Raw genomic sequence first — 21,022 nt, 5'->3', positions numbered from 1 at the left:
GGCGGTGGCCGCCCTAGGGGCGTGCGGGAGCGTTCGCACTCAGGGGGATTCGATGGTCGGGGCATCGCTGGCTGCGGTGCCGCGTGAGTTGTGGGCAGTTCAGCCGGACGCGGCGCCGGCCGGGACTCTTACGGCGGGCGCGGTACGTGGGTGCGAAGTTAGTCATCGGATTCCCGTCACGAGTTGCGGGCGTCGACGGTGGCAGCGAGGTCGAGAAGCGCGGCGGCGAGCTGCCGGGCCTCCCGAGTGGTCATGGACCAAGGGCCGAGCTCGATCTGCTCACCCAGGCCGTTGACGTATGTTGCCGCGGTCGTCACGCGCTCGTACTTGTCGTCGACGTCGTGGTGCAGATCGAGGGTGTGACGCGCGATCAGGAAGCGGGTGACGTCACCGGGCGTCGGGTGCGCGGGATCGTCGGGTAGTTCGCCCCAGCTGCCAGTGGCTGCACTCGGTGCGGGCGCGTCCACGGCCTCGGGTGTCACCGCGGTGGCAGTGGCCGCGTTGCGGTAGGCGTCGTCGAGCATCTGTCGATAGCCCAGTCCGGGGGCGAGTTTTTCGACCGTCGCGAGGGTCGGGTCGAGGATGTAGTGCGTCATCGTGCGCAGTGCCCCTGCTGCGACGTAGCCGAATGCGTCGGCACCAATCTTGTTGAGCCACCGAACAGATGACTCGTCTAGTGCCTGCTCGTCGTGGCTGTTGCGTGCCATGTCATAGGCGAGGGCGATGGAGTCAGATTGCATCTGGTCGATGTTCATCATGGCGATAGGCGCGCCGGTGGCGTCGACGAGCATGGCGTTCTCGGGCAGCGGATTCGGGGTCTGGTGGTTGGTCATGTCGTGGCCTTTCGGGTGTGGGGGCTGTTCGGTGTTGAAACCCGATCAGCTCGGTTGGTGAAGCGGTCGGGACAGCTGGTGTGTGGGCAGCTGCGGCAAAGTGTTTCGGCGGCAGCTCGGTGCCGGGGTGTGGCGGTGCCGTCAGCGATGGCGTCGTAGAGCGCCCAGCGGCCGATGCATGGGGCGCCTGCACGGTTCGGTAGGTCGGTGAGGATTTTTGCGAGCAGGGTGACGCAGTCGGGGTCAGGTTTTCGTGGGGTCATTGGTAGGCCCGTGGCTGCTGATCTGGCGTGCGTGCCAGGTGGGGGCGGCAGCGCAGGCATGGAATGGGTCGACCATCTAGGTCCTCACCCAGCCATCCGCTGCGGCATCGGGGGTCGTGGGCTGGTGTGACGGCATTCGTCACGGCTGCCTCGTTGTCGACGGGTTCTCCAGTCCGATCGAGGGTCATGCTGCATCACCTCCAAGGGGTGCAGTGGCGGGTTGTGTACGGCGCTCGCAGTCGGGGTGCATCGCCTTGCCGGCAGCGGCTCCGTCGAGCGGGAAGGTGCAGACCGGGCACCGTGCCGGGCCAGTCGGATCGCCGGTTGGGCCATTCACGCGAGCGTGGCCCGACTGTGAATCCGCGCCAGTTGGGCCAGCGTGTTTCCGCTGGTCACGCCCAGTTGGGCCAGTTGGGCCACTCTGTCGTGCATGAGGGGCTGTCGTGTCGGCGGTGGCCCGACTGGGAAGCGACCAAGTTGCGGTGCGCGGGAAGCCGGACATCTCCGAGTGCACGCCGATCTTTTTGGCGGCTCGCTTGACGGTCCGCTCGGCGAACTTGAGCTTGGTCGCTTCGATGAACACGTCCTTGCGGGGTGCCGATCCCTGCTCGGTGAGGTAGTCCTCGAGCCACTTCTCGACTTCGGTCCGGTCGTCGTCTTCGTCCTCGGCTCCAGTGAGCAGTTCGCGGGCGTCGCGGTCGGTCTCGCCCAGCCAGTGCAGCGCGCCGACTTCGGTCGGGCCGTCGTCGGTCGGCACGGTCGTCGAGATGATTTCGGCCTCCATGGATCGTGTGCGCGGGGCCAGGTTGCCCTTGGTGTTGGTAACGATCAGATGCCCGCTGTCGTCATCGAGGGCGACGGAGAGCACCGAGCGGGCGACCTGAGACCAGGCGATCGACCCGAGGATCAACTTTCCTGTGTCGGCACCGTCGCGCTTGCCGAAGTGGCACAGCCCGAACACCACACACCCCTGCCGGGCTGCGAGCTGCGCGAGCGGTTCGAGGTACTGGCGGACCGCGCGGTCGTCCTTGCCGGACAGCTCAGACGACATGCTCGAGGTGGCCGCGTCGAGGACCACGAAAGCCACCTGGTGCTGCGCGATGACTTCCTCGAGCGCGAGGGTGTCCAACGGCAGGACCAGAGTTCCCGAGTCGGTGTGCGAGGTCTCGACGTCAACGAAGATCACTCGCTCCATGTCGGCCCCGGCCGCGAGTAGGCGCGGGGCGACGGTGAACTCTCGTGAGTCCTCGGAGTGGACATAGAGCACGGTGTGCGGGGTGCCCCTCAGTTCGCCGTCGAGCTGACCGCGCGTGATCTGGGCGCACAGGGCCGCGGCAATAGTGGACTTGCCCAGGCCTTCCCGGCCTGCGAGCAGGGTGAGCGATCCGGCGGGAATCCAGTCGTCCATGACCCATCGGACGCGCTGCATCTTCACGTCGGATCCACGGGTAACCTTGAGTCGCCGGCCGTTGCCGTTGCCCTGGTCGAGGATCTGGAACTCGTCGATACCGTGACCGGCCGCGATGTGGTCGGCGGCGTCCTTCCCGCTGGCGGCGGTGACCACGACGACACCACCCGCGATCGGGTCCAGTAGTTCCCGGACCTGCGCGGCGTGCCGATGCCCGGGCTGGTCGTCGTCGGCGACGATGACAACTGTGTGCCCGGTCAGTGGTGTCCAGTCGAACAGGTTCGCCTTGCCCGCCCCCATCGCGTTGCAGATGGCGACCGCGCCCACTGACTCGAGCGCAAGGACATCCTTTTCGCCCTCGACTACATAGACCGGGGTGCCGGTCGGGTGCTCGTCGAGGCGCTCGGCACGGAACAGGTCGCGTCCCTTGGTATTTCCGGTCTGACGGAACGCCTTGCGTCCGTTGTCCTTGTAGCTGCGGCGCACCCGGCGTCCGTCACGGTAGGAGTAGGTGGCGCCGTTCGCGTCGTCGAACAGGTCCCGCATCGACAGCCCGACCGCGTCGAGTACCGCGGCCTTGTCGTCGGCGTGGGAGTTCATGAGGACCTGTCCGTCGATCTGACGGAACGTCACAGACCGGTCAGCGGGCGAGTGGCCGGGCGCCTGCGCCGACGCCGTGTCTCCTGCACCGTCTTTCCATACAAGCCCATGGGATTGCCAATGGTGTCTGAGTCTTTCGAGTGCGGTAGTCGTGGTGGGCACCATGTGCGCCTCTTTCGGTAGGCCGGGCAGGTGCGAAGTTTTCGCACCTGCCCGGTAGGTCAGTCCTGTGCGGCGCGACGAAAATCCGCAATGATCCAGGCGACTGACTGCATGGCAAGGAGTGCGGCAAGTGCGAGCTCGGTGGTGGTCATGCACTCACCGCCCCCTCGTCGCAAACCCGAATGTCGAGGCCGTCTGTCTCAATGACGTACTCGGCTTCGCTGCGCTCATTCGTCACGAACCACAGTCGCCAGCCGGGGACGTCAGCGACATAGACGCTGCCGACCGCGCGGCCTCGTAGCCCACCCGACGCGAACTTTCTCGCGACGTCCTGGTCAGCAGTCCACGCCCATCCATCGCGGAACTCTCGTGGGGCACCGCGGTACAGCCGGACTACTTCGGGGCGCTCTGCTTGCCGACCGTCGATGGTGAAGACGGTGTCTTCGAGGATCGCCCGCCAGGTTTCCTCGTCGAGCGCGCCCTGCGGGTATTCGGCGGACGTCCAGACCTTCGGAACGATGACGCTGAGGGTCTCGTGGTCCAACTCGTTGTCTACCCATGCGTCATAGAGGAGTTCGGGGCCGTGTACGCGCCCTGCGCGGGTGACCTGAGTCATGAACGCCTCTACCGCCGGGGAGAGAGACAGATTCGTGGACATCACTCGTCCTCCGAGGTAGTCATGGACTCGCGCGCCGTTGCCACGGCCAGGAGGATCGTGCGTGCGAGTTCCTCGGCTTCATCAAGGGTGAGCGAGTACTCCGAACCCGCGATCTTTTGGCGGCTGCCGTCGGCTGCCGCCCACCGCTCGAGACCGATGTGGGGCTCACGCGCGGTGAGGCACTGACGGATGTCGACGTATGCAACGGCGAGCTCGAGGTGCCCTCGCCCCTTCCCTGGAATGCCTGGGTGCCGGCGAAGAGCCACACTCGCAGGTGCCGAGATCATGGTTGCAGAGTGGGCGGTTGCGCCGCGGTAGGCGACCTCCTCACACCACGCGGGTTTCCGGTCTTCGGGAACGAGGCTGTCTGCTGTGGCAGCCGTGATGCCATCGTTACTGGCGTGCCACTGGTCGAGTGCTGGGGTATTCGATACAGTCGTCATCGTTGAATCCGTTCCTTCTTGGGTGTTGGCGCGGTTCTCGTTGCCCTCGTTCCCGGTTGCAGCCGGGGCGGGGGTTTCTTTCTCGGTGATTTGGCGGGGCACTACGCGACACCGCCGCGGACGTTGTTCGATTCCTGCGCTGCGAGCCAGTCGTTCAGACCTGAGAGCGGGTAGACGACCCTCTTGCGCCCAAGCGTGTGCGATCTCGGGCCATCCCCCGTGTGTCGCCAGAATCTAAGGGTCCCCTCAGGGATCCCGGTCATCGTGCTGACCTGCTTGGTTGTCAGGTAGGTCTCGCGGCGTTCTGTCTTTCCGGCGCTGCTGCGGTCCATGAAAACCTCTCTGGGGTTCAGTTCCAATTCAGAACTGAACAACAGATATCACGCATCGCCAACAGGTGCAACCTCCTGCGGGTACGATCCCCTCATGGGTTTTAGCGAAGAGGGCTTCCGAAGGCGGGTCAAGTTTGAGCGGGAACGACGTGAGTGGACGCAAGCCGAACTCGCGGACCAGCTCAATGCCCGTGGAGGCACGTTCGGCAAGTTCTATCCCTCCACGATCGCGAAAATAGAGAACCCGGCCGGAGACAAGCCTCGAGCGATTCGGCTTGACGAGGCTGCGGCCCTAGCTGACGTCTTTGGGGTGGGCATCGACGAGATGCTAGGCGCGAGAAAGTCGTTCGATCGAAAGGCTGCTCTTGAGCACCTCGGCGACGTTGCTGCGCGAAGCTACTCCCAAATCTCCGGTGCCACAGCTGCCGTCATGGAGGCCGTGGCAGGACTGCGCCTCTCGCCGGATGATCTCGAGGAGTTGGCCGTGCTTCTAGAGAATGATCTTCTGCGCCAAGATGATCCGGCAACAGACAAAAAAGCGATCCTCGCGCAACACACGGCCCTGCTCTTCCGGCAGGAAAGCAAGGACGCACTTCGCACCCTCAGCGGCGTCACAGCCCTCGCTCGTCTTCCCGAATCTGAAGTGGACAGGTACTGGAAGACTCACAACGAAGCTGTTGAGAAGGCGTACGCGGCTGAACAAGGTATCGACGTGCCGCACAACGAGGACGACTGTTTGAAAGCGGTTTCTGATGACCTCGACTCCTCGTCGTAATCGCCGTGCCGGGGTCGAGGACCGGTGGTTCAAGACCGCCCGCCTCGAGGGCGGAGAGTCAGCGAAGGTTGAGTCGGCGAACCACGGCAAGGGCAAGCGTTGGCGCGCCAGGTACGTCGACGACGAGGGCCGCGAGCACGTCAAAGGTTTCGAGCGGAAGATCGAGGCGCAGAAGTGGCTCGACGAGATCACCGCCGCGCAGGTCACCGGCAGCTACGTGGACCCCGTCAGAGGACAGGTGACGTTCGGATCGTTCTACCGCGAGTGGTCGCAACGCCAGGTGTGGGAGACGAACACACGACGGAACATGGACCTCACCGAACGCAGCGTGCCGTTCTCGAACATCGCAATCGGAGAGCTGCGCGCCAGCCACTTCGAGGCGTGGGTGAAAGCGATGCGCGACCAGCCACTCGCCGCCCAGACGATCAAGGCCCGCATGATGAACGTGCGCAGCGTCCTGAAAGCTGCGATCCGCGACCAGGTCCTCGCCAAGGATCCCAGTGCCGGCGTCTCACTCCCCCGCCTCCGCCGTGCTGAGGCCGCGATGGTCATCCCGACGAGCGAACAGGTCGGAGCGCTCGTCCGGTCGGCGCCAGAGGGCTTCGAGGCGTTCATCGCGTTGTGCGCTTTCGCCGGCACGCGCGCGGGCGAGACAGCGGCGTTCCGCGTCTCCGACTTCGACTTCCTGCGCCGCGAGATCGCGGTCTCCCGGCAGGTGCAGCGAGTGAGCAGCGGTGTCGTCGAGCTGCGCCCGCCGAAATACGGCAGCGAGCGCGTCGTGGCCGCGCCAGCCGCGCTCCTCGATCTGGTGGCTGAACACATCCGCGTGCATCGTCCCAGCGGTGCGCCCGATCGCTGGCTGTTCCCAGGGCTCGGCGAGAACCCCCTCGAGAGCAACATGGTCGGCACCCGATGGCGGAAGACGAAGAAGGCGGCCAGCGTCGAGCTGAAGCTGCACTCGCTTCGCCACTACTTCGCCTCCGGGCTGATCGCCGCGGGATGCGACGTGGTGACTGTGCAGCGGGCGTTGGGGCACTCGTCGGCGTCGGTCACGCTCGACACCTACAGCCACCTGTGGCCGAAGGCGCAGGATCGCACCCGCAAGGCTGCCGAGGGCTTGTTCGGGGAGGCGTTGGGACCTACTGCGGACGGTCTGCGGACGGAGCAGGGTTCTTAGGCCGCTGACCTGCATTCGCAGCCATTCACCACGATGGTGTGCAGCCAGCTGCGCACCGCCGCATCCGCCCGGAACGATCCCGCCGTCCGATGCGCCGACAGCAGCGCCTCCTGCAGCGCGTCGGCCGCGTCCTCGACGGTGTAGCTCGTTCTTCTCGCAACGTGCCAGAGATGGTCGTAGTGCCGGCTCAGCAACTCGGCAAACGCGCTTCCGTCCCCCTGCGCGTGCGCTGCCAAGAGTTCTGCATCCGACAGACCAGCTTTGGCGATCCCCCTGAAGATTCGCACCGGCGGATGTTAGCCGATCGATTGCCTGCCGTCGCGGCACGGGCGGCGGCCGCCGCTCCGGTGGCTCCCCGGTCAGGAGGCTGCGGTGAAGGACACCTCGGCGATCCCCGACTGGTTCTTGCCACCGGACGTGCTCAGATCGGTGATCCACACCAGGACGTTCTTGGTGGCGCTGTCCGACTTCAACGGGACCTCGGTCACCCCGTCCTGCAGGGTGGCGTTACCGATCACCCGCGTCTGGTCGAGCGAGGTGTTGGTCGACGGCGCCGTGCGGATCTCCACCTGCGTGCCCGGCGTCGACGACGTGATCTTCATGCTCGTCAGCTTGGCGGCGTCCGGCAACGTCACCATCAGCCCCACTCCGGACTTGAGCGCCGGGAACGGCTGGTAGTACGCGTCGGTGTTCCACGCCGTGGCCGGGTTGCCGTCGATCGCCAGGCCCGCGTTGGCGGCGTTGTCGGGCGTGCCCTGCGGCGAGAACACCGCCGCGGACGCCGGGACGACGGCCGCCGCCGCGGCGGACGGTGCCGCCGACGACGACGCCGCCGAGGACTGCGGCGCCTCCGAGGTGGTGGTCAGCCCGAAGTTCTGGTTGGTCAGCGGCTCGTCGGAACTGCCACCCGTCAACAGGTTCGCCAGCCACCAGCCGATGAGGGCGAGCACCAGCACCGTCAGCGCGCCGAGCGAGACGAGCGCGATCAACGTGCGGTTCGACTTCTGCTTCTCCGCGGCGACGGCCTCCGGGTCGGCCAGGGCATGCCCCTCGCTGCCCGGCACCCGCTGCCCCAGCCGCAAGGCCGGCATGAGGTCCGTCTTCTGGTCCACCACCGTCGCCTGGTCGAGGATGTGCTGCACGGTCGCGGCGGCGCGGATGCCGCTGTCGCCGCCCAGCGCCCGCACCGCTACCGCGGAGATCTCGAACGGAACCTCGGGCCGGACGGCCCGGGGTTCCACCGGTCGGCCCGACTCGTCGCGGTCGGCGGGCGGCATGCCGGCGGCCGACTCCGACCCCGGGTCGCCGAGCGGCCAACGATTGGTGATGAGCGCGTAGAGCATCGCGCCGAGACCCTTGACGTCCGCGGCCGGGTCGGCGTCGGACAGCGTGCCCGGGAAGGCCAGGACGGCGTCACCGGCCGTGCTGATCCGGATGCGGTCGGGATCGTCGATCGACAGTGCACTGCCGCCGCGGTGCGCGGCCTCGGCGGCGGCCGCGAGTGCCCGCACCGCCCGCGCGGCGCCGACGGGCGACGGATCCGTCTCGGCCATCTCCTTCAGCGACCGGCCCGGCGTCCACTCGGCGACCACGATGCCGCCCGAGCTGCCCCGGACGACGTCGAGGACGCGGGCGAGACCGGGCGAGTTGATGCGGCCCAGCCGCAGCGTGCGCGACAGGATCGCCTGCGGGCCGTCGGGTCCGGACGCGGCCGGACCCTCGACGCGCTGGTCGGCATCGACGAACGTGAGCGCGACCTCGCGGTCGAGCTTGATGTCGAGGGCCTGCCAGAACTGGAGGCCGCGGGCACCGCCGTGCGGCGCGAGCAGCCGGTACCGGCCACCGGCCACGGAGGCGCCGGGCACCAGCTGCGGACCGCGCAGCGGGCGGCGTGGTTCGGGAGCAGCTCCGGTGACGCGCAGAGGCGGCAACTGCGGCGACCCGATGGGGAACACACCGGTGTCGACGTTCAGGTCCCGGCGCCGACGGCGCTCGGTCGGTCGTTCACCTTCGATATCGGAAGATGCTGCGGCAGAATCGTGTTCGTCCGACTCGTTCGACGGGGCGGTCTGCTCGTCCGTCGATCCCCCACCCGCGACGTCCGCAACCTTCGTGGTGCCGTCCTCGACGGCGGTGACGTCTGTGCCGGGCTTCTTGTCGGCACCGTCGTCGTCGCTCACCCGTGCTCCTTCTATGAACTCGTCGGGGATGTAGTCCTCACCGACGTATGCCTCGCTGCGACCAGCGTACGGGAGACCATCAGGTCTATCGAGGGCGCGCGGCAGGTCGCGGATCACCGGAATCAACTCGGTATCAGGGTCGTACGCCGCCGTCGTGGACGCGTCGGCGGGCTCGGCGGCGGTGCGGCTCCGCAGGCCCGGGATCCGGCGTTGCACCGCCACGGTGATCGCCAGGATCTCCGGAATCTTCGCGAGCCACATCAGGACGAACGTGACAGTCAGCATCAGGGCACCGGTGACCGCGACACGGATCATCGCGCCCGGGCCGCCGAAGTTGTCCGACAGCCGGTCCAACCCCAGCAGTCTGTCCGCCGCGAACATCGCCACGGCGCCGGCGCCGGACGCCAGCAGCACCACCCACACGGTCTTGCCGACGTTCGCCATCCTCAGGTCGCCGAGGCTGCGGTGCAGCAGGAAGCCGCCGATGCAGGCGCCTGCGACGAACGCGAGACCGTTCGCGGCACCGAGCAGCACGACCACCTGTTGATTGTTCGACGCGACCAGCGGGGTCAGCGCCGACAGGCCGATCTTGACCCCGGTGATGCCGAGGATGATCCAGGTGGGGGTCCACGCCTGCTCGCGGGCGTAGAACACCCGCAGGTGGATGAGCACCAGTGAGTACGGGATGAGCGTGAACGCCGACCAGCTCACGGCCTCGCCGAGACGTTCGGCGTTCCCGGCCCCGAAGTTGCCGTAGCCGTACAGCGCCTGCCCCACCTGCGGGCCGGCGAAGGTGAGGAACGCGATCACCGGGATGAGCGCGATCATCGTCAGGCGGGTCGCGACCGACAGGTCGTCCACCACGGCCGGGGTGTCGTCCGCGGCGGCGTTGCGGCTCAGTCGCGGCATGATGGCCGTCAGCACGGTGACACCCAGGACGCCGTACGGCAGCTGCAGCAGCAGCCACGCGTTGTTGTAGATCGCCGGTCCGGCCTCGTCGGCGTGCGCCGAGATGCGGGTTGCGAACACCATGCCGGCCTGGCTGATCAACACGTACAGCACGATCGCGACGGCCATGCCGCCGAACTGCTTGAGACGGTCGTCGATCCCCCACAGCGGGCGCAGCGAGATGCCCTGCCGCCGGATCGCCGGGATCAGGCTCGTCGCCTGCGTCACGACGCCGGCCGTCACACCCAGGCCGAGCAACAGCAGGTGCGGATCGCTGATGCGAACCGGATCGAGCGAGATCTCCCCCGGCACCAGCCAGTACGCGGCCAGGATCGAGAGCACGACGACGTTGTTGAGCACCGGGGCCCACGCGCCCGGCTTGAACTCCTGCCGGGTGTTGAGGATCGCGGTGAGCAGCGCCGAGAGCCCGTAGAACAGGATCGCCGGCAGCAGCAGGAAGCACAGCGCCGTGGTGAGCGCGGTGTTGACCTCGCCGTCGTCCGGCAGGAAGACGTGGGTGGTCAGCAGCGGTGCGGCCGCCGTCGCGAACAGCGCGGCGGTCCCCAGCAGCGCCAGCGCGGCGGTGAAGAGTCTTCGTACGAACGCCGCACCCTGGTCGGGGTCCTCGCGTTCGGCGCGGACCAGCACCGGGACCACGATCGCGGTGAGCACGGCGCCGAGCACCAGCTCGGAGATCATGTTCGGGATCTGGCTGGCCACGGTGAAGGCACTGGCGACGGCCGGACCCAGCGCCGTCAGCAGCAGCAGCTGCTTGAGGAAACCGGTCATGCGGCTGATCAGCGTCGCGAAGGCGATCGATCCGGTCGCGGCGAGCAGACTCTTCTTCTTGTCCGGCTCGGCCACCGGTTCGGCCGCCGGCTCGGCCACCGCCGTCGGTGTAGGCGCGGGACGCCCCGGCGCGGGGCGGGGCGGCAGCGGGCGCTGCTGCCCGGGCGGACCCGTGCGCGTCGGCATCGGGCGCGGGACGCCGGGACCGGCGGGAGGAAGGGGACGGGCGCCCGGCGGCATCGGACGCGCACCGTACGGCGGCGGGCCCGGGCGCGGCGGCAGCCGGCGCGGATCGACCTGCTGCGGTGGCCGGGGTCCACCCTGCGGCGGACGGGGGCCGCCCTGGCGCGGTGGGCGGGGAACGTTCGGGGGCACGGCGCGCGGCGGGCCGGGCTGCGGCTGTTGCTGCTGCGGCCGGCCGGTGGGCGCGGGACGCGGTCCGTCGTGCTGGTCGGGCCGTCGGGGTCCGTCCTGCCGGTCGGGGCGAGGCGGCTGCGCGGGGCCGGGCCCGCGTTCCCAGGGCGCCGGACGAGCCGACGACCGATAGCCCTCGCCGGGAGAGTTGTCGGTCATGGACGTTCATACCCTTCGTCGGCTCTGTCGGGCTGGCCGCGGAACCGGTGCCACAGTCGGCGTCCGGCAAGGAACAACAGGAGCGCGCCAGCACCCGCGGTAATTATCGCCAAAGCCTGTCCGTACGCGTTCGACCGCACCGTGACGGACGTCTGTTCGCCCAGGCTCTGGCCGCTTTCGGTGGTGAGGGAGAGATCGACCACCATCGTGCGCGAATCGGAGACCTCGGCCGGTACCTGCAGCGAGCGACTGCCGCGGGGCGGCAGTTGCTGCGGCCCGATGTCGGTGATGTGCATCTCCGGCGGCGCGTCCACCTGCAGGCGGACGTCGACGGCCACCGGCAGGTCGTTGCGGGCCACCAGCAGCAGCGGACTCTGCTCCGACGCGAGGGTGTAGACGCCGCCCGGGGCGAGGATCGTGACCGCGCGGTACATGCCGTCGATCGCGACCGCGACGTTGCCCACCCGCACGTGCGCGGCCTGCTCGGCCGCCGTCGTGGTCGCGGTGTTCTCGTCGCGGCGCCCGGACAGACTCATCGCCCGCAGCAGATCCTCGCGCAGCGGCGCCATGAACCGGGTCGGGGTCAGCGGCACCTGCGGGTCGTCGACCAGCGCCGCCTTCATTTCGTCGATGCGCGGGGCCTGCACCTGCACCCCCTCCTCGATGGAGTCGGGGGTGCCGTCGACGATCGCCCGCTGCGGGTACACCAGTTCCGCCGGCTGAGCGGTGGTGGGCCGCTGCTCGACGACCCGGCCGAGGGGGCGGGCCGTGGCCAGACCGGAGCGCAGCAGCGTCGAGACCGTCGACAGCACCGCGGCCGCCTCGTCGCCGTCGGCCGACCACCGCTGCGGGGGCGCGATCAGCATCGACCGATCCGACGCCCGGTTCGCCGCGGAGGTGTCGTCCCGCTTCTGCAGTGACATCCAGGTCACGGCGCCCAACGCGTCCTGCAGGCGGGCGGTGCGCGAGTCCCGGTCGAGGTTGTAGCGGGCCCGCTCGGGGACGTACGAGGGGGTGTGGGGGTCCGCGCCGACGGCGGCCAGCGCGGCCGCGGCGGAGACGTCGAACAGCGCGGCGTCGACGGCGTCCGTGCCGTCGAGCGCGACCTTCCGGCCCGCGCCGGGCGGGGTCTCGACGGCGTTGGCCGCGAGCAGCGTCGTGGTGCGCCCGAGTCCCTGCAGCATCCGGGCCGAGCCCTCGTCGAGTACGCCGGCGTCGGGCCAGGTGATGTTGCGCTGCGAGGTCACACCCAGGATGGAGTCGACGATGTCCGCCGGCGACAGCAGCGCGCTGGAGGTGAGGGAATCGTCGCCCACCCGGGCGAGCGCCGACAGGTCGACCTGCGCGAACGGCACGGCCGTGATGCACATGCCGCGGGCCAGCGTCTCCAGCCGGTCGAGCCAGGCCGCGGCGGCGTCCCGGCCGGACCCCTCGCGCGCCGGGCCGCCGGGCTGCGCCGGATCGTCGACGACGAGGTAGCCGCGCGTCATGTTGCTGACCGTGATCAGCAGGTCCGGGTCGACGGCCAGGCACATGCTGTCCGCGAGTTTGCGGTCCCGGTCCACCTCGGGCCCGGTCGCGAACTCGGCCGCGGCCAGCAGCCGGTCCAGCCGACCGCCCTGGGAGAGCGAGCCGGCGAGGTCGTCGTCCGCCAGTCGCACCTTCTCGGTGACGGATCCCGGAACTCCTGCGGCCAGCTGGGGCTCGTCCGCGAGCGGCCACAGCATCGTGACCGCGAGCGGGTCGGACGTGTCGGGCGGCACCGGGGCCGTCGCGGACGCGGAATCCGTACCCTGCGGCGCGGTGTCGTCCGAACCGGCGGCCTGCGGCAGCCCCAGCACCGGGAGCAGGAATCGGGCGTCGTCGAGCCGGGCCTGACCGCCGTACGCGGGGCTGCCGTTGACGTTGACGAGCAGGGGGTAGACGCCCGGCTCGGTGATGTCGAGGGACCACCCGGTCTGCGAACGCAGCGGCAGCGACAGCGTGAACTGCCTGCCCTCACCCTCGTCGAGACTCTCCGCGACCTGGACGAACGGTCCCACCGTGTCGAACTCGCCCTGGTCGAGGTCCAGCGACGTGCGCAGCTCCTCGCTCGAGTCCACCGCGACGGCACGCTGCAACCGGACCCCGATGTCGGTGACCGGACGGTCGCCGACGTTCGTGACGGTGCCGGTGACCGTGACGTCGGGTTCGGTCGTGGTGGTCACCGCGGTCGGGGTGACGTCGTCGATGCGCAGTTCGAGGAACTCGGGTGGGGTCCGGGACTTCGTGACCGGTGCCCGGGTCGTCGACGTCGGCGTGGACGTCTGCCCGGCCGCGGGGCTCGTCGTGGTCTGGGCCGCGGCCGCGGCGGTCCCGAACGACAGCGCACCGACGGACACGGTGCCGAGCAGCATCAGGACGAGGGTCAGCGCCGTGAGGATCGAGGCACCGGGTCGTCGCCATGCCGGACGCGATGCCACTGTCATTCCGCGTCGGACCCCCCGGCGCGTGTGGGTTCCATCTCCGCGATGAGTTGCCCGGCGATCTCCGCGAGTTTGCGTTCGTCGGCGTACGCGAGGCGGGAGTCCAACTCCGACAGCGGCACCCAGGCCACCTCGGTGACTTCGATGTCGGCGTCCGACAACTCACCCCCGAGCGAACGCATCAGGTAGTGGTGCACGGTCTTGTGGACGCGTCGGCCCTCGGTGACGAACCAGTAGTCGATGCTGCCCAGCGAGGCGACCACGGCGCCGCGGATGCCGGTCTCCTCGGCCACCTCGCGCATCGCGGTCTGCTCGGCGGTCTCGCCCTGCTCGATGTGTCCCTTCGGCAGCGACCACAGCAGCCGTCCGCGCCGGTCGGTGCGGCCGATGAGCGCCGCGCACAACTTGTCCCGGGGACCGCCCAGACCGTCCACGACGAGCCCGCCGGCGGAGGTCTCGCGCACCGTCCGCATGTGCGGCGTGGCCGACCCGGTGCCTGCGCCGCGCCGCCGCGAGGAGCGGCGGTTACGGTTGGCACGTTCGGCGGCGGACACCTCATCGATCGTAGTTGACAGAATGCACACGGCCGGACTCCCACGCCAGCGTGAGTGGGGCGTCACTTGGACGTGCGGTTCGCCGTTTGCCGACCTCGGTAAGGTTTGCTGACGTGAATGCCCCCACCCCCGACGCCGACCGGCGTGCCCGACTGCTCCGCGGTGCGCACGAGACCCTGAGCGCCTTGTCGGACGTGCTGACCCCGCTGGGGGCGCGGTTCGCCGCGGCCGGACACGAGCTGTACCTGGTGGGCGGCAGCGTGCGCGACGCCGTTCTGGGGCGGCTGGGAACCGACCTCGACTTCACCACCGATGCGCGGCCCGAGCAGGTGCAGCAGATCCTGCGCGGCTGGGCCGACAACCAGTGGGACACCGGCATCGCCTTCGGCACGATCAGCGCCGCCAAGGGCGACGACCAGATCGAGATCACGACGTACCGCACCGACACCTACGACGGTGTCACCCGCAACCCCGAGGTGCAGTACGGCACCACGCTCGAGGAGGACCTGGTCCGCCGCGACTTCACGGTCAACGCGATGGCGGTGCGCGTCGACGGCAGCGGGACGTTCGAGTTCGTCGACCCGCTGAACGGCATCGACGCGCTGCTCGCGGGTGTCCTCGACACCCCGGCCGCCCCCGAGATCTCCTTCAACGACGATCCGCTGCGGATGCTGCGCGCGTGCCGGTTCGTCTCGCAGCTGGGGTTCACGCTCGCGCCGCGGGTGCAGCAGGCGATCGTCGACATGGCCGGGCAGATCGACCGCATCACCGCGGAGCGGGTGCGCGCCGAGCTCGACAAGTTGATTCTGGGCGAGTACCCGATCGACGGCATCAACGTCATGTGCGAGACCGGGCTGGCCGACCGGGTGCTCCCCGAGATCCCGGCGATGAAGCTCGAGATCGACGAGCACCACCAGCACAAGGACGTGTACTGGCACTCGCTGACCGTGCTCAAGCAGGCGATCGACCTCGAGGACGGTGACCCGGATCTGGTCCTGCGCTGGGCCGCCCTGCTGCACGACATCGGCAAGCCCGACACCAAGCGCAACGAGGCCGGTGGCGGCGTGAGCTTCCACCACCACGAGGTGGTGGGCGCCAAGCTGGTCCGCAAGCGGATGCGCGCGCTCAAGTACTCCAAGCAGATGGTCGACGACGTGGGCCAGCTGGTGTTCCTGCACCTGCGGTTCCACGGCTACGGCAAGGGGCAGTGGACGGACTCGGCGGTGCGCCGCTACGCCACCGATGCCGGGGACCTGCTGCCGCGGCTGCACAAACTCGTCCGCGCCGACTGCACCACCCGCAACAAGCGGCGGGCCGCCGCTCTGCAGGCCACGTACGACGACCTCGAGGTGCGCATCGCCCGGCTGGCCGAGCAGGAGGACCTCGCACGCGTGCGCCCGGATCTGGACGGCAACGCGATCATGGAGTTGCTCGGTATCCCGGCCGGACCCCAGGTGGGCAAGGCGTGGAAGTACCTCAAGGAGCTGCGGCTCGACCGCGGACCGCTCGACCGCGACGAGGCCGAAGCCGAACTGCTGAAGTGGTGGGCCGAACAAGCCGAGGGGTGATTCGTCGCATCTGCGGGCACACATGTTTGAGAAAGCCGCAGATGCGGACCTACACTTCGGCAATGCCTGACATCCGGATCCGTGACGCGGCCCAGCTCCTCGGTGTCAGCGACGACACCGTCCGGCGGTGGGTCGACGCCGGCACCCTCGACGCGCACAAGGACGACGCCGGTCGGATGGTCGTCGACGGTGGTCGGCTGGCCGAGTTCGCCCGCGCCAACGCCGCCCCGTCCCCCGAGAACCCGCTCCCGGTGGGCAGCTCGGCCCGCAACCGGTTCGTCGGACTGGTCACCCGGGTGGTCGTCGACGGCGTGATGGCGCAGGTCGAGATGCAGTGCGGCCCGTTCTCGGTCGTCTCGCTCATGAGTGCCGAGTCGGCGCGGGAGCTGAAGCTCGAACCCGGCAGCGTCGGGGTCGCGGTGGTCAAGGCGACGACGGTGATCGTCGAGACGCCCGGAGTGACGGCGTGAGCCGGGATCGCGCCGGGCTCGTCGCGCTGGTCGCCGTCCTGGCCGCCGTGCTCGCCGGGTGCAGCGGGAACTCCACCGAGGCGGGTACCCAGACCACCGAGCCCGAGTCGATCACAGTTTTCGCCGCGGCGTCGCTGCGGTCCACGTTCACCGAACTGGGGCAGCGCTTCGAGGCGCAACACCCCGGCACGCGGGTGGTGTTCAACTTCGCGGGGTCCTCGGAGCTGTTCACCCAGCTCGACCAGGGCGCACCCGGAGACGTGTTCGCCTCCGCGGACACCGCCAACATGACCAAGGCCCGCGGCGCCGGTCTGACGGCCAACGACCCGGTGAACTTCGCGACCAACGTCCTCACCATCGCGGTGCCCCCCGGCAACCCCGCGCACGTCACCTCGTTCGCCGATCTGGCCCGGCCCGACGTCAAGGTAGTGGTGTGCGCCCCGCAGGTCCCGTGCGGCAACGCCACCAAACGGGTCGAGGACGCCACCGGCGTCAACCTGAAGCCGGTGAGCGAGGAGTCGTCGGTCACCGACGTCCTCGGGAAGGTGGTCACCGGTCAGGCCGACGCCGGCCTGGTGTACGTCACCGATGCCGCGGGCGCGGGCGACAAGGTGACCGCGGTGCCGTTCCCCGAGGCGGCCAAGGTCGTCAACACCTACCCCATCGCGACACTGCGCGAGTCCGGGCACCCGGACCTGGCGGGCCAGTTCGTCGACCTCGTCATCGGGCGCGACGGGCGACAGGTACTGAGCCGGGCCGGATTCGGAACGCCGTGACGACGCGCGCGCGGGTGCGGGTCCCGGCCGGACTCCCGGCGTGGATCTACCTTCCCGCGGTCGTCGGCGGTCTGCTGGTGGTGCTGCCGCTCGTCGCGATGCTCGTGGGCGTGGACTGGGCCGATTTCGGTCAGCTCGTCACGTCCGAATCGTCGCTGGCCGCACTGGCGTTGAGCGTGAAGACGGCGTCCGTCAGCACGCTGCTGTGCCTGCTGCTGGGGGTGCCGATGGCGCTGGTGTCGGCGCGCTGCACCTTCCCCGGCCTGGCCGCCTTGCGGGCGCTGGTGCTGCTGCCGCTGGTCCTGCCGCCCGTCGTCGGCGGGCTGGCGCTGCTCTACACCTTCGGCCGGCACGGACTGATCGGCCGGCACCTCGAGGTCGCGGGAATCCACATCGCGTTCTCGACGACGGCGGTGGTGCTGGCGCAGACGTTCGTGGCGTTGCCGTTCCTGGTGATCAGTCTCGAGGGTGCCCTGCGTACCGCCGGCCGCCGCTACGAGGCGGTGGCCGCGACGCTGGGGGCCCGTCCCACCACGGTGCTGCGCCGCGTGACGGTGCCGCTGGTGCTGCCGGGACTGATCTCCGGCGCGGTACTGGCCTTCGCCCGCGCACTCGGCGAGTTCGGCGCCACCCTCACGTTCGCCGGCAGTCTCCAGGGCGTCACCCGCACGTTGCCGCTCGAGATCTACCTGCAGCGCGAGACCGACCCCGAGGCCGCCGTGGCGCTCTCGCTCGTGCTGGTGGTCGTCGCCGTCGCGATCGTGCTCGCGGCCCGGACCCGGCGCGGCGCGGGGGCGATGTGAGCGGGCTCGAGGTGCGCGCGCGCGTCGCGTCACGGGACCTGGACGTCGAGCTCGCGGTCGCGCCCGGCGAGGTCCTCGCGGTCCTCGGACCGAACGGGGCAGGCAAGTCCACCCTCCTCGACGTCGTCGCCGGCCTGCTCGGACCCGACGACGGACGCGTCGTGCTCGACGACCGGACCCTCACCGACACCGCGGCCGGGGTCGCGGTACCGCCGCATCGGCGCTCGGTGGGGCTGCTGGCCCAGCAACCGCTGCTGTTCCCGCACCTGAGTGTCCGCGAGAACGTCGCGTTCGCACCGCGCAGCGCCGGCCGGGGGCGCCGCGAGTCGTTCGCGGCCGCCACGCGGTGGCTCGCGGAGGTGGACGTCGCCGCCTTCGCGGACCGGCGGCCGCGACAGTTGTCCGGGGGTCAGGCGCAGCGCGTCGCGGTAGCCCGCGCGCTGGCGGCCGAGCCCGATCTGGTGCTGCTCGACGAGCCGATGGCCGCGCTCGACGTCGGGGCCGCCCCGGCCGTCCGTTCGCTGCTGCGCCGGGTCCTGCGGACGGGCGACCGCACCGCCATTCTGGTGACTCACGATGTGCTCGATGCACTTTCGCTCGCCGACCGGGCGGTGGTGCTCGACGGTGGTCGCATCGTGGAGGACGGGCCGGTGGACCGGGTGCTCACGCGTCCCCGCAGCGCCTTCGCCGCCCGGATCGCCGGAATCAATCTGCTCGCCGGCAAGGTCGGGGCAGACGCCCTGGACACGCCCGCGGGCCCGGTGCACGGCGTGACCGACGACGGGTGCGTGCCCGGCGACAGCGCCGTCGCGGTCTTCGCACCCACCGCCGTCGCGGTCCACCGGGTGCGGCCGGAGGGAAGTCCCCGCAATGTCTTTCGCGTTCGTATCGCGGAGATCGGCGGGCACGGTCAGGTGGTCCGCGTGCGCGGCCGCGACCACCACGACGGCTCGCCCGGTCTCGTCGCCGATGTCACCGCCGGTGCCGTCGCCGACCTCGACCTCGCCCCGGACGACGACGTGTGGTTCGCCGTGAAGGCCACCGAGGTTGCGATCTATCCCGCCGACTGAGCACGGGTGACGTTCACCCGACGGGCGGGGTTGTCCACAGCCCGCGACGGTGGGTGTCCGGCTGTGGACAACTGCCGTCGACACGGCCGAGTGGGACCGCCGCTGCCGTAACGTCCCGGTGCAAGGGGCATGGACGGGGGTGGCGATGGAGCAGGTGTGGGTCGAGCCGGCGCGGTTGATCGACGCGGCGGTGACGGTGAGGGCGGCCGCAGGTCGGCTGGCGGACGCAAAACCATCTGTGGCGGAGGTCGATTCGGAACTGCCGGCGTCGCTGGTCGCCACCGCGTGCGGGGAGGGGAGCCGGTCCGCGGTACGCGTCCTCGACATCGTCGGCGAGCGACTGCGTGCGTGGTCGGCAACGGCGGAGGAGACGCTGGCGGAGGTCACCGGGACGGACGCGGCCACCGCCCGGGCGCTCGACGGCGTGGGCGTGGACCGGTGACGGCGCCGTCGGTGTCGCACGCCGGGGCATGGGGTCCCCAGGTGCTGGTCCGGCAGGCGCAGCAGTGGCGGCGGGCCGGTGCGTTGCTCGACGTCGGCATGGACGACGTCGGGCGCGCCGTGGACGCCACCGGAGACTTCTGGGGCGGTTCCGCCGCGGACGCCGCGCGGGCGCAGGCCGCGGAGATCCGCGCGATGGGGGCCAGGACGGGATCGGTTCTGCACGCCGCGGCGCTGGCGGCCGACGAGGCGGCGGTGCACCTCGGCCGGGCGCGGGACGAGGTGCTGGACGCCGTCGGGGCGGCCCGCGCCGAGGGTTTCGAGGTCGGCGACGACGGCACGGTGGGGGTCGCGCCCCCGATGGCGGCCGTCACGCTGGGGTACGGGATGGCCGGGGCGCTGGCCCGGGAACGGCTGCGGCGGCGCGCGGGGCAACACGGCGCGCTGATCGGCTCGGCGCTGGGCGCGCTCGGTGCGGCCGACGGACGTGCCCGCTCGCGCGTCGTGTCGGCGTTCGCCGAACTCCCCCGCGAAGGCGAGGAGGAGACCGGATGGGTCGGTGTGCTGCCGGTTCCGATTCCGCCACGGACGCGATCGACGGCGGCCGCCGATCGCGCGTGGTGGGACGGACTCTCGGCGGCGCAGCAGCAGACGGTGCTCGGCACTTCTCCCGACGTCGTCGGGAGTCGGGACGGGTTGCCTGCGCAGGTGCGGCACCACGCCAACGTGGCCCGTCTCGCGAGCGAACGGGTCGCGCTGGAGGACGCGAGAGAGACTCTGGCACAACGCGCTTCGACGATGTCCGGATTCGAGGCGACGCTGGCGCGACGCGAGCTGGTGGACGTGACGAGCCGGCTCCTCGATCTCGACGTGGTCGAGGACGTCCTGCGGGCGCAGCCGGACCGCCTGCTGCTGCTGCTCGACACCCGCACCGGGGAGCAGGTCCGGGCCGCGGTGGCCGTCGGTGACCCGGACGACGCCGATCACGTCGCGGTCACCACTCCCGGGATGAACGCCGGTGTCCGCGCGACGCTCCCCGCGATGACGGAAGAGGCGGCGGCGCTGCGGGACGAGGCGCAGACGCTGCTGCGGGACACGGCCGGGCGCGCGGACGAGACGGTGTCGGTGATCGCGTGGCTCGGCTACGACCCGCCACGGGCCGCGGGCAACGTGACCGACGTCGCGGCCGGCGGGATCGCGGTGGCCCAGGAGGCGCGCGCCCGCGCGGGCGCCCGCGACCTCGCGCGGTTCTACGACGGACTCGGCGCGGCGCACACCCGCTCCGATCCGCACCTGACCGCCATCGGGCACTCGTACGGTTCGGTGACGGCGGGACTGGCGCTCGTCGAGCCCGGGCGGCACCCGGTGGACGACCTCGTCGTGTACGGCTCACCCGGTCTCGTCGGCGTGCAGACGCCGAGCGATCTGCGGTTGGGTCCCGGACACGCGTACGAGATGACGGCCGCGGACGACGTGATCGCACACCTCGACCGCTTCGGTCCCGGTCCGCTGGGCGGCGGTCCGTACGCGATCGACGGATTCGTCCATCTCGCAACCGAATCCGCAGTCACCCCCGACGGAGTCCACCGCGACGGCGCGACGGGACACAGCCAGTACCCCCGGCTGGGGGACAACGGGCGCCTGCGCACCAGCGGCTACAACCTGGCGGCGGTCGTCGCGGGTCTGCCGGACCGGGCGGTGCTCGTGGGCGCCGGGCCGAACGGAACCGTGTGA

The 21,022-nt window shown here is 70.2% G+C and carries 17 protein-coding genes and 1 pseudogene; 9 read left to right on the top strand and 9 right to left on the bottom strand.

From position 1 onward, the window contains the following. Positions 1-176 precede the first annotated feature (176 nt). The 5 genes from E7742_RS18630 to E7742_RS18610 form a co-directional block, all read right to left on the bottom strand. Positions 177-833: a hypothetical protein gene (locus tag E7742_RS18630; RefSeq protein WP_137800297.1), complete on the bottom strand. Its 657-nt coding sequence runs from the start codon at positions 831-833 to the stop codon at positions 177-179. Positions 834-1,280: 447 nt separating this feature from the next. Continuing rightward, complete coding sequence (locus tag E7742_RS18625; protein WP_254699063.1) at positions 1,281-3,104, bottom strand: AAA family ATPase; 1,824 nt, start codon at positions 3,102-3,104, stop codon at positions 1,281-1,283. A gap of 310 nt (positions 3,105-3,414) precedes the next feature. Then, entirely contained in the window at positions 3,415-3,924 is a 510-nt protein-coding gene (locus tag E7742_RS18620; protein WP_137800295.1) for a hypothetical protein, read from the bottom strand. Further along, positions 3,924-4,367 (bottom strand): hypothetical protein, encoded by a 444-nt coding sequence (locus E7742_RS18615; RefSeq protein ID WP_137800294.1) that lies wholly within the window; start codon positions 4,365-4,367, stop codon positions 3,924-3,926. The genes E7742_RS18620 and E7742_RS18615 overlap by 1 nt, the downstream gene beginning before the upstream one ends. A 101-nt stretch (positions 4,368-4,468) precedes the next feature. After that, a complete protein-coding gene (locus tag E7742_RS18610; protein WP_137801301.1) occupies positions 4,469-4,699 on the bottom strand; it encodes a helix-turn-helix transcriptional regulator in 231 nt (76 codons plus the stop codon). 94 nt (positions 4,700-4,793) lie between these two features. Here E7742_RS18610 and E7742_RS18605 point away from each other — a divergent pair, with 94 nt between their 5' ends. Next, entirely contained in the window at positions 4,794-5,474 is a 681-nt protein-coding gene (locus E7742_RS18605; RefSeq protein WP_137800293.1) for a helix-turn-helix transcriptional regulator, read from the top strand. After that, positions 5,452-6,651, top strand: coding sequence for a tyrosine-type recombinase/integrase (locus E7742_RS18600; RefSeq protein ID WP_137800292.1), 1,200 nt, complete (start codon positions 5,452-5,454; stop codon positions 6,649-6,651). Before E7742_RS18605 ends, E7742_RS18600 begins: the two co-directional genes overlap by 23 nt. A 17-nt stretch (positions 6,652-6,668) precedes the next feature. Here the strand turns inward: E7742_RS18600 and E7742_RS18595 are convergent. From E7742_RS18595 to E7742_RS18580, 4 genes and pseudogenes are all read right to left on the bottom strand, one after another. Continuing rightward, positions 6,669-6,938, bottom strand: a pseudogene (locus E7742_RS18595) (sigma factor); the annotation flags it as partial. 72 nt (positions 6,939-7,010) lie between these two features. Beyond that, on the bottom strand, positions 7,011-10,754 hold the full coding sequence (locus E7742_RS18590) for a lipid II flippase MurJ (protein ID WP_137801300.1): 3,744 nt from the start codon (positions 10,752-10,754) through the stop codon (positions 7,011-7,013). 383 nt (positions 10,755-11,137) lie between these two features. Next, positions 11,138-13,609, bottom strand: a complete 2,472-nt coding sequence (locus E7742_RS18585; protein WP_137800291.1) for a DUF6049 family protein — start codon at positions 13,607-13,609, stop codon at positions 11,138-11,140. Next, on the bottom strand, positions 13,606-14,190 hold the full coding sequence (locus E7742_RS18580; RefSeq protein ID WP_441346864.1) for an NUDIX hydrolase: 585 nt from the start codon (positions 14,188-14,190) through the stop codon (positions 13,606-13,608). Before E7742_RS18580 ends, E7742_RS18585 begins: the two co-directional genes overlap by 4 nt. Positions 14,191-14,273: 83 nt before the next feature. Here E7742_RS18580 and E7742_RS18575 point away from each other — a divergent pair, with 83 nt between their 5' ends. The 7 genes from E7742_RS18575 (at position 14,274) to E7742_RS18545 (ending at position 21,022) form a co-directional block, all read left to right on the top strand. Then, positions 14,274-15,728, top strand: coding sequence for a CCA tRNA nucleotidyltransferase (locus tag E7742_RS18575; protein WP_137800289.1), 1,455 nt, complete (start codon positions 14,274-14,276; stop codon positions 15,726-15,728). A gap of 62 nt (positions 15,729-15,790) precedes the next feature. Beyond that, positions 15,791-16,198: a TOBE domain-containing protein gene (locus tag E7742_RS18570; protein WP_137800288.1), complete on the top strand. Its 408-nt coding sequence runs from the start codon at positions 15,791-15,793 to the stop codon at positions 16,196-16,198. Beyond that, positions 16,195-16,974, top strand: a complete 780-nt coding sequence (gene modA, locus E7742_RS18565; protein WP_137800287.1) for a molybdate ABC transporter substrate-binding protein — start codon at positions 16,195-16,197, stop codon at positions 16,972-16,974. The genes E7742_RS18570 and modA overlap by 4 nt, the downstream gene beginning before the upstream one ends. Beyond that, a complete protein-coding gene (locus E7742_RS18560) occupies positions 16,971-17,777 on the top strand; it encodes an ABC transporter permease (RefSeq protein WP_137800286.1) in 807 nt (268 codons plus the stop codon). Before modA ends, E7742_RS18560 begins: the two co-directional genes overlap by 4 nt. Beyond that, the gene (locus E7742_RS18555; RefSeq protein WP_137800285.1) at positions 17,774-18,847 is read left to right on the top strand and encodes a sulfate/molybdate ABC transporter ATP-binding protein; all 1,074 of its coding nucleotides are present in this window, start codon (positions 17,774-17,776) and stop codon (positions 18,845-18,847) included. The genes E7742_RS18560 and E7742_RS18555 overlap by 4 nt, the downstream gene beginning before the upstream one ends. A 145-nt stretch (positions 18,848-18,992) precedes the next feature. Then, positions 18,993-19,289 (top strand): hypothetical protein, encoded by a 297-nt coding sequence (locus E7742_RS18550; protein WP_137800284.1) that lies wholly within the window; start codon positions 18,993-18,995, stop codon positions 19,287-19,289. After that, complete coding sequence (locus tag E7742_RS18545; RefSeq protein ID WP_137800283.1) at positions 19,286-21,022, top strand: alpha/beta hydrolase; 1,737 nt, start codon at positions 19,286-19,288, stop codon at positions 21,020-21,022. Before E7742_RS18550 ends, E7742_RS18545 begins: the two co-directional genes overlap by 4 nt.

It is taken from the genome of Rhodococcus sp. SGAir0479 (genome assembly GCF_005484805.1).
GTDB lineage: Bacteria > Actinomycetota > Actinomycetes > Mycobacteriales > Mycobacteriaceae > Prescottella.
The sequence above is the reverse complement of the archived record's forward strand: the minus strand, read 5'-3'. Positions and strand labels throughout refer to the sequence as shown.

Coding starts and splice junctions, on each gene's coding strand:
- E7742_RS18615 (WP_137800294.1), bottom strand. CDS start 4,367: ATGACGACTGTATCGAATACCCCAGCACTCGACCAGTGGCACGCCAGT.
- E7742_RS18605 (WP_137800293.1), top strand. CDS start 4,794: ATGGGTTTTAGCGAAGAGGGCTTCCGAAGGCGGGTCAAGTTTGAGCGG.
- E7742_RS18600 (WP_137800292.1), top strand. CDS start 5,452: ATGACCTCGACTCCTCGTCGTAATCGCCGTGCCGGGGTCGAGGACCGG.
- E7742_RS18550 (WP_137800284.1), top strand. CDS start 18,993: ATGGAGCAGGTGTGGGTCGAGCCGGCGCGGTTGATCGACGCGGCGGTG.
- E7742_RS18610 (WP_137801301.1), bottom strand. CDS start 4,699: ATGGACCGCAGCAGCGCCGGAAAGACAGAACGCCGCGAGACCTACCTG.
- E7742_RS18620 (WP_137800295.1), bottom strand. CDS start 3,924: ATGTCCACGAATCTGTCTCTCTCCCCGGCGGTAGAGGCGTTCATGACT.
- E7742_RS18630 (WP_137800297.1), bottom strand. CDS start 833: ATGACCAACCACCAGACCCCGAATCCGCTGCCCGAGAACGCCATGCTC.
- E7742_RS18570 (WP_137800288.1), top strand. CDS start 15,791: ATGCCTGACATCCGGATCCGTGACGCGGCCCAGCTCCTCGGTGTCAGC.
- E7742_RS18625 (WP_254699063.1), bottom strand. CDS start 3,104: ATGAACTCCCACGCCGACGACAAGGCCGCGGTACTCGACGCGGTCGGG.
- E7742_RS18585 (WP_137800291.1), bottom strand. CDS start 13,609: ATGACAGTGGCATCGCGTCCGGCATGGCGACGACCCGGTGCCTCGATC.
- E7742_RS18590 (WP_137801300.1), bottom strand. CDS start 10,754: ATGCCGACGCGCACGGGTCCGCCCGGGCAGCAGCGCCCGCTGCCGCCC.